Below are 13466 nucleotides of genomic sequence, written 5' to 3'. Positions count from 1 at the left end.
AGGTCAAGCGGAATAGATCAAGGTCCGGCCGAGCGGTTGAGTCGGGCACGGCGCGAGCGAATGTCCGCAGGCCACCGCGACTTGATCCACAAGTCGCGGCGAAGATCTCCTCGTCGCCGGGCGTCCCCTCGCAGGCAGGCGCCGTCGATCAGGGCTTGGCCGGGGGAGCGCCCATGCGGTCCATCATCATTTGCATCATGGACTGCATCATCTCCATGCGCTTTTCCATCATCTGCTGGCGCGTGGCCATGTCCATCGGTGCGCTGGCCGCGCCCATCGGGCCCATGGCGCGCATGCTCCCCATTCCCGCGCCTCCCATGCCGGCCATGGGCCCGGGGCCCATGCCGCCCATCATGCCCATGCCCTCCTGCATCAGCTTCATGTGCTCGGCCATCAGTGCATTGCGTTCCTCCGGCGTGCGGGCGCGAGACATCTTCTCGTGCATCTCGCGCATTGCCTTCATGTGCGCATCCATCGTCACCGTGCGGTCGGCCGGAGCCGCCGCGGGCGAGGCTGCGCCCGGTGGATGGTGGGCCGTGTGTTCCTGGCTGCCGGGCGTGGCAGGGGTCTGGGCGCAGGCCGCCAGCGTGAAAGCCAGTGCGCCGGCCAGGGCGAAGGTACGAAGAGTTGCCATGATCAAACTCCAGTGAGAACGGGGATGAATCACCGTCGAGGGACGGCAGGGAGACACCTGCGGTTCAGCCGCAGCGAAGGAGGTGTGGACGCGCAGGCTGGCCAGCGTGCAGGGCACGCCGACGCCGGTACCAGCCCGGCCGGGGCTAAATGGTCAGACGAAGAAAGGCGATGGCCACCGGCGGTCCCGGTGGCGGGGGCGCCGCGAGGGCGCGCCAGCGGACTTCGGCCTGTCCGGGCATGAAGGCAGGCCAGCAGGCGAAGACCCGTGCCACCAGTGCCGCCTGCTCCGCGGCACCATCGGCTTTGGCCGACTGGGCTTTGGTGACGATGTTCTGCTCAGTCTCGCAGAAGCTCGCGCAGGCTTGCAGCACCGGATCGGCCTCGTGCGGACCACTTGCGCCAGCAGTGTCCTCGTCACTCGAACCGTGCGGGACGATGAAGCCCCCGCGCGCGTGGTGATCGCTCGAACTCTCCGGGAGCAGGATGCACGCGTTGGCCCAACTCGCAGCCACCGCGAACAGCCACACGAACAGCATCACCGCGGCGATGTGTCGTGTCTGGTGGCGGCCGAATCGAGAGCGCATGTGTTGGTGGAACAGCAAGTGATCTGCCCCATACTGAAGATCCTACGAACATCGCGCCCGCGGTGATTGACGCGCATCAAGGGGATGCCAAGTTCGCGGGCTCCATTTGAAGACGCAGGCACGACTTGGATACGGGGCGGACGACCGCGTCCGCGCTCATCACTGGCAGTGCCCGCAGCACGACCCACGCTTCTGCGGCGCCGCTCCACCGGCAGCCGCCTCGACAGGCACCGGCGTGTAGCCCGCGTCCTTGATGGCTTCCGCCAGTTCCTCGGCATCGGCCGAAACCGGCTCCACCTGCACCCGGTGCATGGCCAGGTCAATCTGAACCTTGGCGTCCTTGTCGGCGGCCTTCAGCGCCTTGGTGATGGTGCTGACGCAGTGGCCGCAGGTCATGTCGTTGACTTCGAAAGCAATCATGGTGAGTCCAGTGGGTTGTTGATGGCTTGACTCTCCACCCTCCTACTGTTGGAAGGTCAAGCGCCGATTCCAGAAGTCCACGATTGCACAAGGCAGAATCCGCCGGCGGGTGTTGACCTTGCCATCGTTAGAACCTTGACGATGCACAAGATCGAACAACTTCCCGAGGCATCCATGAACACCGCCGCACTGTCCGACATCAAGCTTCAGGTCACGGGCATGACCTGCGCCTCCTGCGTCATGCGCGTCGAGAAGTCGCTCAAGGCTGTCCCCGGCGTCAGGCAAGCCAGCATCAACCTGGCGACCGAACAAGCCGTCGTGAGCGCCGACCCTGCAGTGACGGCCGACACGCTGGCCGCTGCCGTGCGCAAAGCCGGCTACGACCTGGCAACGACCGAAACCACGCTGCTGGTCGAAGGCATGACCTGCGCCTCGTGCGTGTCTCGCGTCGAGAAGGCGCTGCGAAAGATCCCCGGCGTATCCGGCGCCACGGTGAATCTTGCGACTGAAAAGGCAAACATCCAGGCGCTGTCGACCGTGTCGGTCGCAGCGCTGAAGGCCGCGATCGAGAAGGCCGGCTACAGCGCGAAGGACGTTCAGGACGCGAAGTCGCAGCCGGCTGCCCGTTTGCCGGCCTGGTGGCCGGTGGCCGTGAGCGGCGCGTTGACGCTGCCCCTGGTCCTGCCGATGCTGCTGCAGCTCTTCGGCATCGACTGGATGCTGGATGGCTGGCTCCAACTGGCCCTCGTAACCCCGGTGCAGTTCTGGCTCGGCTGGCGCTTCTACCGCGCGGGCTGGAAGGCCTTGCTCGCCAAGACCGGCAACATGGACCTGCTGGTGGCCTTGGGCACTTCGGCGGCCTACGGGCTATCTGTCTACCTGCTCTTCAAGCATGCCGCGCATGGCATGCCGCACCTGTACTTCGAAGCCTCCGCAGCCGTCATCACGCTGGTGCTGCTGGGGAAGTGGCTCGAGCAGCGCGCGAAGCGGCAGACGGCCGATGCCATCCGGGCGCTGAACGCGCTGCGGCCGACCACCGCCCGCGTGCGCCGTGGTGAAGTCGAGTTGGACCTTCCGGTGGAACACGTCGTGGTCGGCGACCTCGTCATCGTGCGCCCCGGAGACCGCGTGGCCGTCGACGGCGAGATCGTCGAAGGCCGCAGCCACATTGATGAGTCGCTCATCACCGGCGAAAGCCTGCCGGTGGCCAAGGGCGTGGGCGACAAAGTGACCGGCGGCGCGATCAATGCCGAAGGCGCTCTGACCGTCCGCACGACGGCCATCGGCGCCGAGACGACGCTGGCCCGCATCATCCGCATGGTCGAATCGGCTCAGGCCGCGAAGGCTCCCATCCAGCGCATCGTGGACCGCGTGAGCGCGGTGTTCGTTCCCGTGGTGCTGGTCATCGCACTGCTCACGTTCCTGGGATGGTTCGGCTTTACGGGTGATTGGGAGCATGCGCTCATCAACGCTGTCGCGGTGTTGGTCATCGCTTGCCCGTGTGCGCTGGGTCTGGCCACGCCCACGGCCATCATGGCCGGCACCGGCGTCGCTGCGCGCCACGGCATCCTCATCAAGGACGCCGAAGCGCTGGAGGTCGCACACGCCGTCACCGTGGTCGCGTTCGACAAGACCGGCACGCTCACCGAAGGCAAGCCGTTGCTCGCTGCCGTGGTGGCAGCGGTAGGTTCGACCCGGGACGATGTGCTGCGGCTGGCCGCTGCGCTGCAGAAGTCGAGCAGCCATCCGCTCGCCGTGGCCGTGATGGACCAGGTTCGCCATGAGCGCCTGCTGGTGCCCGAGGCGCACGATGCCCAGGCGCTGCCGGGGCGCGGGGTGCAGGGCGCGGTGCGTGGCCAGACGCTGGCCCTGGGCAGCACGCGCATGCTGCGCGAGCTGGGTCTTGAAGAAGGCGGCTTGCATGCTGAAGCGCAACGGCTGGAGCGGCAGGGCCAGACCGTGTCGTGGCTGGTCCAGTCCGATGTTGCCCAGCGTCGTCTGCTCGGTCTCCTGGCCTTCGGCGACACGGTGAAGCCGGCCGCGGCGCAAGCCGTGTCGCGGCTGCATCAGCTCGGCATCCGCACCGTGATGTTGACCGGAGACAACCGCGGCGCAGCCGACGCCGTCGCGAAAGAACTGGGCATCGCCGAGGTGCGCGCCGAGGTGCTGCCGGGCGACAAGGCCGCCATCGTCAAGGAACTGCGCGACGCCGGCGAAGTGGTGGCCTTCGTCGGCGATGGCCTGAACGACGGACCGGCGCTGGCTGCCGCTTCGGTGTCATACGCGATGGCGGGCGGCGCCGACGTGGCGACCGAGACCGCCGGCATCACGCTGATGCGCGGCGACCCGAGGCTGGTGGCCGACTCGCTGGACATCTCGCGCCGCACCTACTCGAAAATCAAGCAGGGCCTGTTCTGGGCCTTCGGCTACAACGTGCTCGGCATTCCCCTCGCAGCACTGGGCCTGCTGAACCCGGTCATCGCCGGTGCCGCGATGGCCTTCAGCAGCGTCAGCGTGGTGCTGAACGCGCTGACGCTGCGCCGCTGGCACGGGGTCGCCAACGAGCATTCGGCGCAGCCGACAAACCAGCAGCCACGAATCGTGGCAGCCTTGGGAGAGCAGCGATGAGCATGAACATCGGCGAAGCCTCGAAAGCTTCTGGTGTCTCGGCGAAGATGATTCGCCACTACGAGAGCGTCGGGCTCTTCCCCGAGGCGGCACGCACCGATTCCGGCTACCGGCAGTACACCGCCAAGGAAGTCGGCACGCTGCGCTTTGTGCGCCAGTCGCGCGACCTCGGATTTTCGATCGAGCAGATTCGCGATTTGCTCGGCCTTTGGCAAGACCGCAAGCGCCCGAGCCGGCAGGTGCGTGCCTTGGCGCAGGCGCATATCGAAGAACTCGACGAAAAGCTGAACGAGTTGCAGTCGATGAAGGCGACGCTCGAGCACCTGGTGCACTGCTGCCACGGTGACGATCGGCCCGACTGCCCGATCATCGACTCGCTCGCCCACGAGGGAGTCGCGCCAGCGGCCGTGGCGCATCACGCAGCCGGCAGGACCGCCGGACTGCAACCGGGGCGCGCGCGGCGCCGGGCGACCTGATCGACGCTGCCGGTGGCAGCAAAGCGAGTTCAGCGCGCCAGGTCGACCGTCAAGCTCACCGGGGCACTGCCCTTGTTCGTCCACATCCAGCAGTAGTCCTGCGCCACCGTGACTTTCAGCGTGTCGCCGCCGCTGCTGACCTGTGCCTGCTTGGCCGGGAACACGGCCTCCTTGCCGACGTGATAGTGGATGTTGAAGTCCACCGGCGCTGTGGCCGCGAAGTTCCAGCGCACACCCTCGCCCACCGCCAGCTTGCCGCAGGCCTCGACGAACTTGCCGGCCGCAATCTGCGTGTTGTGAGCAAAGCGGCCGTCGGAGGACCACGCGATGTCGACGATGTGGCTGGAGGCCAAGGCCACACCGGAAAGTGCCAGCATGGCCAGCACGCCGCAGGCTCGGAACTGCTTCATGGTTTTCTTTCTGATCGGTGGCTGCCTGGGCCGTCAACCGTCGTTGGGAAGACCGAGCCCGCCCACCGCGGGCGGGCCCGACGCTACCTTACTGTGCCATCTGCATTTCGGTGACGGTGAACTTGCCCGCGTCGTTGATGGCCTTGAACTTGATCTTGTCGCCGGCCTTCAGCTTGTCGAGCATCGCCTTGTCCTTGACCGTGAAGACCATCGTCATCGCCGGCATGTCCAGGCTCTTGATGTCGCCGTGCTTGAGCGTCAGCTTGCCACCGTCTTTGTCCACCTTGCGCACCTCGCCATCGGTCATGTCGCCCGCGGCGGCCTGCGCCATCGGCTTGCCATGATCACCATGGGCACCGTGGCCGCCCTGGTGGCTGGCAGCCCAGGCGGGCGATCCAAGTACGGCCGAAATCAGCAGAGCGAGGCCAGTGGCGCGAACGAAGGTTTTTGAGTGGTTCATGAGCGTTCCTTTTGCTTGAAGTAGCTGTTGAAAATCTGGGTACTGCCATCTTGGGCGATGAGCAGCACGTCGTAGGGGTCCTGCAGGTTGTCGAAAGCAGGACCGTCCATACCCGGTGAGCCGACCGGCATGCCCGGCACGGCCAGGCCGATCGCGTCGGGGCGTTCTTTCAGCAGCCGGCGTATGTCGACTGCGGGGACGTGGCCCTCGATGGCATAACGGCCGACCAGAGCCGTGTGGCACGAGCCAAGCTTCATGGGAACTTTCAGCCGAGTACGCGCTGCGGTGTTGCCGACATCGTTGACCTTGACGCGGAAACCACTCACCTCGAGGTGGGTGATCCAGTCCTTGCAGCATCCGCAGGTTGGGCTCTTCCAGACCTCGACGAACACCGTCTGGCCCTGCGCTTGCAACACCCCAGGGATCGCCAGCAGTCCACCCGCGCTGAGCAAGGAAGCCAGTGCGTGACGGCGCTTCATGCCTTGCCCGCCGGCGCGACCATGATCGTGCCCACCATGCCGCCCTGGTAGTGACCGGCGATCAGGCAGGCGAACTCGAACTCGCCGGCACGGTTGAAGGTCCAGACGATCTCGCCGGTCTTGCCGGGCGGGACATGCGCCATGTACGGCTCGTCGTGCTCCATGTTCGGGAACTTGACCATCATCTCAGCGTGCTTGCCGTTCTCGGCCTTGGTGCCGATGACGAACTCGTGCATCACCTTGCCCGTGTTGCGGACCACGAACTTCACCGTCTCGCCTTGCCGGACCTCGATGCGCGCGGGCGTGAAGCGCATGTTGTCGGCCATGCCGACCTCGATGCTGCGCTTGGCAGCTTTGGCATCGCCGGCAATGCCCCAGTCCTTCTGCTCCTTGACGACAGGCCCCTTCTTGGGGGCGTGGGGCTTGTCGGTGTGGGCACGCGCAGCCGGGGCGAACAGGGGCAGCGCCGCGGCAGCGGCGGCCGCCGCCATGCGCGTGATGGCGGCGCGGCGGGCGAGCGGGCTTCCCGTCAGGTCGTTCATTTGAGTCTCCTTGGGGTGTGGTGATCGGATGTGATGGCGGTGGTGCGCGTGCTGCGGTCCATGCGCGCCCCTCAATGGCCCGAGTGGCCGCCGGCAGGCTTGCGCACCTTGACCTCAACGTCCTGAGCGGGCTTGGCCATCGAAGGCATGGAGCCTGGCCCCGGGCTCACATCGGCCTTGAAGCGCGCCGGGTCCGGCAAGGCCCCGGTGAACTCGTAGGCCACCGTGCCCGGCGGGTGCTGGTACCAACCCGGGTCGCTGTAGTCGCCCCGCTTCTGGTCCTTGCGCACCTTCACAACGCTGAACATGCCGCCCATGCCGACAGCGCCGAACGGCCCGGTACCAGCCATCATGGCCGCGGTGTTGTCGGGCAGCGGCATCTCCATCTCGGTCATGTCCTTCATGCCGCGCTCGCCCATCACCATGTAGTCGGGGATGAGCTTGGTGATCTGCTTGGCCACACCGCGATGGTCCACGCCGATCATGGTCGGCACGTCGTGGCCCATCGCGTTCATCGTGTGGTGGCTCTTGTGGCAATGGAATGCCCAGTCACCCTCCTCGTCGGCCAGGAAGTCCATCTGCCGCATCTGCCCCACCGCGATGTCGGCCGTCACCTCGTACTGGCGCGTGCTCTTGGGGGTCGGCCCGCCATCGGTGCCGGTGATCAGGAACTCGTGTCCGTGCAGGTGGATGGGGTGGTTGGTCATGGTCAGGTTGCCGACCCGGATGCGCACCTTGTCCATGTGCCGCACCACCAGCGGGTCGATGCCCGGGAAGATGCGGCTGTTCCAGCTCCACAGGTTGAAGTCGAGCATCGTCATGATCTTCGGCGTGGCGGCGCCGGGGTCGATGTCGTAGGCGTTGAGCAGGAAGCAGAAGTCGCGGTCGACCTCGTCGATCAGCGGGTGTTTGCCCTTCGGATGCGTGATCCAGAAGCCCATCATCCCCATCGCCATCTGCACCATCTCGTCGGCATGCGGGTGGTACATGAAGGTGCCAGGACGGCGTGCGACGAACTCGTAGACATAGGTCTTGCCGGGCGGGATGCCGGGCTGGTTCAGCCCCGTCACGCCGTCCATGCCGTTGGGCAGCCGCTGGCCGTGCCAGTGGATGCTGGTCAGCTCACCCAGCTTGTTGGTGACGAAGAGGCGCACGCGGTCGCCTTCCACCACCTCGATGGTCGGCCCCGGGCTCTGGCCGTTGTAGCCCCACAGGTGGGCCTTGAAGCCGGGGCTCATCTCGCGCACCACGGGTTCGGCGACCAGGTGGAACTCCTTGACGCCGTTGTTCATGCGCCAGGGCAGCGTCCAGCCGTTGAGCGTGACGACGGGGTTGTAGGGGCGCCCGGTGTTCGGCACCAGCGGCGGCATGGTGTCGGGCTTGGTCTGGATGACCGGCTCGGGCAGCGCGGCCATGGCCACCTTGCTGACGGAGGCGGCAGCAACTGCAGCACTGATGGCGCCAGCACCGCCGAGCATCTTGCGTCGGGAAAGCATGTGTCTTTCGTTCATGAGGACGTCCTTCATGTTCAATGCCCTGCGCCGGCGGCTTCGGCCGCCATCGCGGGGCCGGCTGCTGCGGCCAGGCTGGGTTTGCCGATCAGCGCCATGTCGAGGTCGGCCTGCGCGATCCAGAAGTCGCGCAGCGCTTCGATGGAGGCGTTCACGCTGGCGATCTGCGTGCGGGCGTCGGCCAGCAGTTCGAACACGCCGATCAACATGCCGTTGTAGCGAAGCACGTTCTCCTCGGCGATGCGCTGGTTCAGCGGCACGACTTCGTCGCGGTGGTGCCGTGCGATGTCGTAAGCCGAGCGGTAGCCGGTGTAGGCCTCGCGCACCTCGGATCGCGCGTTGATCGCAGTCTCGGCGGCGCGATGAAGCGTCTGCATGTACACCGCCTCGGCACGCGCCGCACGCGCACCGCCCCAGTCGAACAGCGGCAACTCCAAGCCGATCTCCCAGCCGCGCTGGGTCGGCTCTTCGTTCGAGCTGTTGCGCATCACGCCCAGTTCCAGCACGTTGACGAAGCGCGTGGTTCTCGTCAAACCCAGGTTGCTCGCCGTCTGTTCCGCCGCTTGCTTGGCGCCTTGCACGTCCAGCCGCTGGGCCAGGGCCACCTGCTCGACATCGGGCAGCTCAAGTGGCGACGGCGGCAGGTCGGGCAGCCGTTCGGGCAAAGCGAACGCGGTCTGGGTCCCCCAGACGCCGAGCAACCGCACCAGGCGCTCACGCGTCGAGCGCTGGGCCTGCTCCGCCCGGGCCAGCTGCAGCGCGGCATTGGCATAGAACGACTGTTCCCGCGCACGCTGCAGCTTGTTGAAGTTGCCGACCTGCTCCATGCGCCGGGCCAGTTCGGCGCTGGCGTCGGCCGCCTGCTTCACCTGCCGCATGTAGCGAACGGTCTCTTCCGCCGCCAGCGCTGTGAAGTAAGCCTTGCGCGTGTCGGCGGCCAGCGACAGCACGCTCATCGCCACGCGCCCCTTCACTTGCTCAAAGCGGCGCGCTTCCATGCGGCCGATCAGCGGCATTGCTACCAAGCGCGCCAGGTTGAAATGCAGGCCGCGCTCGATCTCTCGCTCGTCGCCGCGGCTGGAACGCCCGAAGCTGAAGCCCGGGTTCGGTAGGCGCCCGGCCTGCACGACCTCGGCCTCGGTGACGCCAAGGTCCTGGAAGTCGGCCTGCAACCCGCGGTTGTTCAGCAAGGCCACCTGCACGGCATCGTCCACGGTCAACGGCTTGGACAACAGTTCGCCGACACGCTTGGCGATGCTGTCCTGATCGGCGTCTGAGCGGGCCCATTGCACGTCCTTGCCCAGTCGGTCCTTGGCGGTCTTCTCCACCGCTGCGAAGCCGCCATCGGGGCTGAACGAGGCGCACCCGCCGAGCACGGCAGCGCTGATGAGCACGGCCAGCAAGCGCTGCGGACGTGCGGCGGCTGGTGCGCGCCTGCTTGCAGGGTGCGGTGGCATAGCACCGCGGTTCATGGCGAGGTTCATCGGGCTGGGCTTCATGGCATCTTGTGGCCACCATGCCCGGCGGGCATGGGCTTGGCCTTGTCAGTGGGTACCGCAGCAGATGCGGCGGGTGACGCAGGTGCCGGGTCAGGTTGCTGGGCCTCGCGGGCATAGACACGCCAGCCACCAATGCGGGTGACGGTGTCGTTAGCGTCGCGCCAGGAGACTGGCTTTTCTTCGCCCAGCAACCGGTACTGGGAGAACGACGACACGTAGCTCAGAGCGGGCACGCTGGCCTTCGGATCGAGCGGATCGGGCCTGGCGGCTTTTGCAGCCGGTTGCGCCTGAACTGTCAGCGTGGCGAGCAACGAGGCCGCGAGCAGCGCGGATCGCATTGCGGATGGCGTGCGCCACCGCCCGTGCACTGCTGGCACAGGAATACAAATGGAATGGACCATGATGTCCTCGCGTCAAAGTCTGGGGAGCTCCAGTGCCGCATGCGCGGCAAAGGAGAGACAGAGCCTGGCGAGAACCCGCGTATCAGCGCACGCGGCGAGCTCGCCAGCTAGGCGAGAACGATTCGGGGGGGGCGGTCGGGGCCGTCGGCGGCGAAGGTGTCGACGCCTGGCACCACGGTGGAAAACACCGTGGGGGTGAAAACGGGTGCCGGTACAGCCAGCACTGAGCTCAGGATCGCCCCCGCCGAGCAGCAGGAAGCGCAGGCGCTGCACTTGTGCTTGCTGGCATCGCTGACTTTGGCAGAGGCCGCCGAGGCTGACGAGCCCTTGTCCGCCTGAGCCTGAGCCTCAGCCTGAGGATGCTCGTGCTCTGCGGCGATGGCACCGTCGTGATGCGAGTGGTTGGAAGGTGCAGCCGTTCGCATCTGCGCGGCAGGACCGCCGCCATGGTGATTGGGACCGCAGAACGCCATGGTCGCGGCCGCAGCACCCTGGGCGGGAACTGCCAGCACCAACAACCAGATCAGAAGCGCTCGGATCAACACATCCATCCCTCTACTTTACTGCAGCACGATTGCTGTGCGCGAACAAAGACTTCTCCGCCCCAACCACTTGTCTGGGCGGTTCAATGTAGAAGAGCAGGCCCGACACAGGCCCGTCATCAAGATGACAGATTTGTCATCTTCCGGTGCCCGCTTCCGCCTCGCAGGGGTGGTCAGGGTGTGCATGGCCGGGTTGTCGGTGTGCAGCGCTCGGCAACCAGCGTCATTCCGATCGACGTGATTCCGCCTTCAGATTGCGCAACCGGTCGGCCACCGTGCATGCGCGCAATCGCTGCCACGATGGCCAAACCCAGGCCGTGATGCGCGTCTGCGTCGCGTCGGGCGCTGTCGCCCCGATAGAACCTGTCGAACAGGCGCGGTATCTGTTCGGAGGCAATTGCCTGCCCTTGGTTCACAACTGCGATGCGCATTTGCCCGGCGCCAATCTCGCTGATCTCAATTCGCACAGCGGACGCTGGGGTTGCGTAGCGCGTAGCGTTTCCAACGAGGTTGGACAGGGCCCGCCGTACCAGCGCGACATCGACTTCGCAGGCGGCATCGCCGACGATCTCCACCTTGAGGCTGGCCTCTTCAAAGGCCGCCTCGTGGTACTCCACGACGGTGGCGGCGAGGGAGGCTAGGCTTGCCGTGGGTTCGCGGCGAGCGGTGGCTCCGCGGTCCGCGTGAGACAGAAACAGCATGTCGTGGACGATGCCCGCCAGCCGCCGAAGCTCCTCCAGGTTGGAGCCCAAGACCTCGCGCATTTCTTCGACGCCGCGGGTCTTGCGAAGGGCCAGCTCGGTGGCGCTGATCAGCGTGGTCAACGGCGTGCACAGTTCGTGGGCAACGTCGGCGTTGAACCCCTCCAGTTGTTCATAGGCCTGATTCAGGCGTTGCAGCAACGCATTGAACTGCTCGACAAGCGGCTGCAACTCTTCGGGCTGTCTCGAACCATCCAGACGTTGGCGCAACGAGTCAGCGGCCAGGTGGCGGGTCTGTTCGACCAGGTCTCGAACGGGGGCCAGGCCGCGCCGCACCAACCGGAACCCTCCGAAGGACACCAGTGCCGCACCGACAGCGGCGGCACCGACGAGCGTGATGGCCAGCCGCTGCAACAGTTGGGCATCGGACCGTGCGTCGAGGGTCAGTGTCGCCCTGATCGACCGCGCACCCTGCCAGGCGAAGGGCACCTCGAATGTCGAAACTCGCTTGGCAAGCGCCGACTCCACGGTGCTGGACCGGTAGAGCGGCACATCGGCGCCGGCCTGAAGCGTCAACGTCAGATCCTCATGGCCCAGCAGAAAGTCGTCGAGCCTGTGCTTGAGTTCACCCAGATCGCGGTCCGCTTCAGCCTCTGCGAGCACATGCCGGATCAGCGCCTGCTTTTGCGTCAATGACTCTGCCTGGCGGTTGGACAGGCTCATCGCGGCGACGGCGTACACCGCTGCGCAGACCGTGCCGAGCCCGATCAGCGTCTGCAGGGCCAGCCACCACGAAAGCCGGCGCCCCAGCGAGCGGACGGTCGGCCGGCTCAAGGTTGGCGCTCCTCGAGCACGTAGCCCATGCCCCGGACCGTGTGCAGGAGAACCTGTTCGAAGGGTGCATCGAACTTGTTGCGCAGGCGGCGGATCGCCACCTCGACGACGTTCGTCTCGCTGTCGTAGTTCATGTCCCACACCTGTGCGGCCAGTTCGGTGCGTGACAGCACTTCGCCTTGCCGTCGCATCAGCAGCGCCAGAAGGCTGAACTCCTTGGCTGTCAGGTCCAGGCGCTGGCCCGCTCGCACCGCCTTGCGACGCAGCAGGTCCACTTCAAGGTCGGCGATGCGGAGCAGCGTTGGCTCAGACGCTGATTGACTTGGAGCCGCGCGTCGAAGCAACACCTGGATGCGCGCGGTAAGTTCAGTGAAGGCAAAGGGTTTGGTCAGGTAGTCGTCCGCGCCCCCTTGCAGGCCCCGCACGCGGTCATCGACGTGGACCCGTGCCGTCAGCATCAGCACCGGGGTATGTTTGGACCTGCGCAAGGCTGCGAGCAGCGCCAGGCCGTCGATGCCGGGCAGCATGCTGTCGAGCACCAGCAGGTCGTAGTTGCCTTCCATGGCAAGGTGCAGGCCGTCGATGCCGTCATGGGCCACGTCGACCACGTACCCCGACTCGGTGAGGCCTTTGCGTAAGTATTCGGCGAGCTTGACCTCGTCCTCGACTACAAGCAGTTTCATGGTTGCATTTTGTGCGCCATGCCGAGCTGCCAAGGTGACGAATTTGTCATCTGCAAGTCGGCCTCTGGTCGGTGGGTGTTTCCTAAGGTTGCGTTGTGCCCATCGGCACAGCTCGGGCCCTACAGCCGGGTGCAATCAGACGGAAGGAAACACATCATGAGCATCATCAAGAGTTTGGCCCTGGTAGCCGTTGCCGCGGCACTCGCAGCACCCGGAATGGCGTCGGCAACGGCGCCGTGGCACGCCCCGGTCGGCGACGGTGATGCCACTTTTCACCCCGAGTACAGCAAGAGCACCAGAACCCGCGCCGAAGTGATCCAGGAACTTGAGGCGGCGCGCAAGGACGGGTCGCTCTGGTATCTGAATCACGGTCTTCCGGTCCCGGTCAAGAACCCCGGTCCCGGAAAGTCGCGCGCCGAAGTGATTCAGGAACTTGACGCTGCACGCAAGGACGGGTCGCTCTGGTATCTGGAGCGAGGTCTCCCCGTCCCGGTCAAGAACTCTGGCCCGGGCAGGACGCGCGAGGAGGTTCGCAACGAGGTTCTCAATCTGACGCTTGAGGAGAAGCTGCAGTTCCGCATGATTGGCCGGCGCTGAATGCGCAGCCGGCCACACACGAGGTCGCGCTTGCAGCCAACGAAGTCGCGAAGACGGGGCCGT

At 66.0% G+C, this 13466-nt stretch carries 16 protein-coding genes; 3 read left to right on the top strand and 13 right to left on the bottom strand.

What is annotated here, in order from left to right; genetic code table 11:
* Positions 1-148: 148 nt before the first annotated feature.
* The 3 genes from MPE_RS08270 to MPE_RS08260 form a co-directional block, all read right to left on the bottom strand.
* On the bottom strand, positions 149-634 hold the full coding sequence (locus MPE_RS08270; protein WP_011829242.1) for a hypothetical protein: 486 nt from the start codon (positions 632-634) through the stop codon (positions 149-151).
* A 145-nt stretch (positions 635-779) separates the two neighbouring features.
* Complete coding sequence (locus MPE_RS08265; protein WP_011829241.1) at positions 780-1238, bottom strand: hypothetical protein; 459 nt, start codon at positions 1236-1238, stop codon at positions 780-782.
* Positions 1239-1379: 141 nt separating this feature from the next.
* Positions 1380-1640 carry a heavy-metal-associated domain-containing protein gene (locus tag MPE_RS08260; protein WP_011829240.1) on the bottom strand — a complete coding sequence of 87 codons (261 nt, stop codon included), beginning with the start codon at positions 1638-1640 and terminating at the stop codon, positions 1380-1382.
* Between the two features lie 174 nt (positions 1641-1814).
* On the opposite strand from MPE_RS08260, the gene MPE_RS08255 reads away from it, so the two are divergent.
* Together MPE_RS08255 and cueR are read left to right on the top strand one after the other, a co-directional pair.
* Complete coding sequence (locus MPE_RS08255) at positions 1815-4268, top strand: heavy metal translocating P-type ATPase (protein ID WP_011829239.1); 2454 nt, start codon at positions 1815-1817, stop codon at positions 4266-4268.
* A 2-nt stretch (positions 4269-4270) separates the two neighbouring features.
* Entirely contained in the window at positions 4271-4744 is a 474-nt protein-coding gene (gene cueR / locus MPE_RS08250) for a Cu(I)-responsive transcriptional regulator (RefSeq protein ID WP_083767954.1), read from the top strand.
* 29 nt (positions 4745-4773) lie between these two features.
* On the opposite strand, the gene MPE_RS08245 is transcribed toward cueR, so the two are convergent.
* The 10 genes from MPE_RS08245 to MPE_RS08210 form a co-directional block, all read right to left on the bottom strand.
* Positions 4774-5154: a hypothetical protein gene (locus tag MPE_RS08245; protein ID WP_011829237.1), complete on the bottom strand. Its 381-nt coding sequence runs from the start codon at positions 5152-5154 to the stop codon at positions 4774-4776.
* Positions 5155-5242: 88 nt separating this feature from the next.
* Positions 5243-5614 carry a copper-binding protein gene (locus MPE_RS08240; RefSeq protein WP_011829236.1) on the bottom strand — a complete coding sequence of 124 codons (372 nt, stop codon included), beginning with the start codon at positions 5612-5614 and terminating at the stop codon, positions 5243-5245.
* Positions 5611-6093 carry a DUF411 domain-containing protein gene (locus MPE_RS08235; protein WP_011829235.1) on the bottom strand — a complete coding sequence of 161 codons (483 nt, stop codon included), beginning with the start codon at positions 6091-6093 and terminating at the stop codon, positions 5611-5613. Before MPE_RS08235 ends, MPE_RS08240 begins: the two co-directional genes overlap by 4 nt.
* Entirely contained in the window at positions 6090-6635 is a 546-nt protein-coding gene (locus MPE_RS08230; protein WP_011829234.1) for a cupredoxin domain-containing protein, read from the bottom strand. The genes MPE_RS08235 and MPE_RS08230 overlap by 4 nt, the downstream gene beginning before the upstream one ends.
* 71 nt (positions 6636-6706) lie before the next feature.
* Positions 6707-8131, bottom strand: a complete 1425-nt coding sequence (locus MPE_RS08225; RefSeq protein WP_041929595.1) for a multicopper oxidase family protein — start codon at positions 8129-8131, stop codon at positions 6707-6709.
* Positions 8132-8163: 32 nt separating this feature from the next.
* Positions 8164-9603 (bottom strand): TolC family protein, encoded by a 1440-nt coding sequence (locus tag MPE_RS08220; RefSeq protein WP_011829232.1) that lies wholly within the window; start codon positions 9601-9603, stop codon positions 8164-8166.
* A gap of 38 nt (positions 9604-9641) precedes the next feature.
* On the bottom strand, positions 9642-9983 hold the full coding sequence (locus tag MPE_RS23925; protein ID WP_148210916.1) for a hypothetical protein: 342 nt from the start codon (positions 9981-9983) through the stop codon (positions 9642-9644).
* A gap of 170 nt (positions 9984-10153) precedes the next feature.
* Positions 10154-10597: a hypothetical protein gene (locus MPE_RS23920; RefSeq protein ID WP_011829230.1), complete on the bottom strand. Its 444-nt coding sequence runs from the start codon at positions 10595-10597 to the stop codon at positions 10154-10156.
* Positions 10598-10761: 164 nt separating this feature from the next.
* Positions 10762-12123, bottom strand: a complete 1362-nt coding sequence (locus tag MPE_RS08215; RefSeq protein ID WP_011829229.1) for a heavy metal sensor histidine kinase — start codon at positions 12121-12123, stop codon at positions 10762-10764.
* The gene (locus tag MPE_RS08210) at positions 12120-12806 is read right to left on the bottom strand and encodes a heavy metal response regulator transcription factor (RefSeq protein ID WP_011829228.1); all 687 of its coding nucleotides are present in this window, start codon (positions 12804-12806) and stop codon (positions 12120-12122) included. The genes MPE_RS08215 and MPE_RS08210 overlap by 4 nt, the downstream gene beginning before the upstream one ends.
* Positions 12807-12962: 156 nt before the next feature.
* Between MPE_RS08210 and MPE_RS23245 the strand changes: the two genes are divergently transcribed.
* Positions 12963-13403, top strand: coding sequence for a DUF4148 domain-containing protein (locus tag MPE_RS23245; RefSeq protein WP_011829227.1), 441 nt, complete (start codon positions 12963-12965; stop codon positions 13401-13403).
* Positions 13404-13466: the final 63 nt, after the last annotated feature.

This window comes from Methylibium petroleiphilum PM1 (genome assembly GCF_000015725.1).
GTDB lineage: Bacteria > Pseudomonadota > Gammaproteobacteria > Burkholderiales > Burkholderiaceae_C > Methylibium > Methylibium petroleiphilum.
Note: the sequence above shows the minus strand (reverse complement) of the source record. Positions and strands in the feature narration are given on the sequence as shown.

Bases quoted from the DNA above. Each gene is read 5' to 3' on its own strand.
- MPE_RS08270 (WP_011829242.1), bottom strand. From the start codon at position 634: ATGGCAACTCTTCGTACCTTCGCCCTGGCCGGCGCACTGGCTTTCACG.
- MPE_RS08260 (WP_011829240.1), bottom strand. From the start codon at position 1,640: ATGATTGCTTTCGAAGTCAACGACATGACCTGCGGCCACTGCGTCAGC.
- MPE_RS08255 (WP_011829239.1), top strand. From the start codon at position 1,815: ATGAACACCGCCGCACTGTCCGACATCAAGCTTCAGGTCACGGGCATG.
- cueR (WP_083767954.1), top strand. From the start codon at position 4,271: ATGAACATCGGCGAAGCCTCGAAAGCTTCTGGTGTCTCGGCGAAGATG.
- MPE_RS08245 (WP_011829237.1), bottom strand. From the start codon at position 5,154: ATGAAGCAGTTCCGAGCCTGCGGCGTGCTGGCCATGCTGGCACTTTCC.
- MPE_RS08240 (WP_011829236.1), bottom strand. From the start codon at position 5,614: ATGAACCACTCAAAAACCTTCGTTCGCGCCACTGGCCTCGCTCTGCTG.
- MPE_RS08235 (WP_011829235.1), bottom strand. From the start codon at position 6,093: ATGAAGCGCCGTCACGCACTGGCTTCCTTGCTCAGCGCGGGTGGACTG.
- MPE_RS08230 (WP_011829234.1), bottom strand. From the start codon at position 6,635: ATGAACGACCTGACGGGAAGCCCGCTCGCCCGCCGCGCCGCCATCACG.
- MPE_RS08225 (WP_041929595.1), bottom strand. From the start codon at position 8,131: ATGCTTTCCCGACGCAAGATGCTCGGCGGTGCTGGCGCCATCAGTGCT.
- MPE_RS08220 (WP_011829232.1), bottom strand. From the start codon at position 9,603: ATGCCACCGCACCCTGCAAGCAGGCGCGCACCAGCCGCCGCACGTCCG.
- MPE_RS23925 (WP_148210916.1), bottom strand. From the start codon at position 9,983: ATGCGATCCGCGCTGCTCGCGGCCTCGTTGCTCGCCACGCTGACAGTT.
- MPE_RS23920 (WP_011829230.1), bottom strand. From the start codon at position 10,597: ATGGATGTGTTGATCCGAGCGCTTCTGATCTGGTTGTTGGTGCTGGCA.
- MPE_RS08210 (WP_011829228.1), bottom strand. From the start codon at position 12,806: ATGAAACTGCTTGTAGTCGAGGACGAGGTCAAGCTCGCCGAATACTTA.
- MPE_RS23245 (WP_011829227.1), top strand. From the start codon at position 12,963: ATGAGCATCATCAAGAGTTTGGCCCTGGTAGCCGTTGCCGCGGCACTC.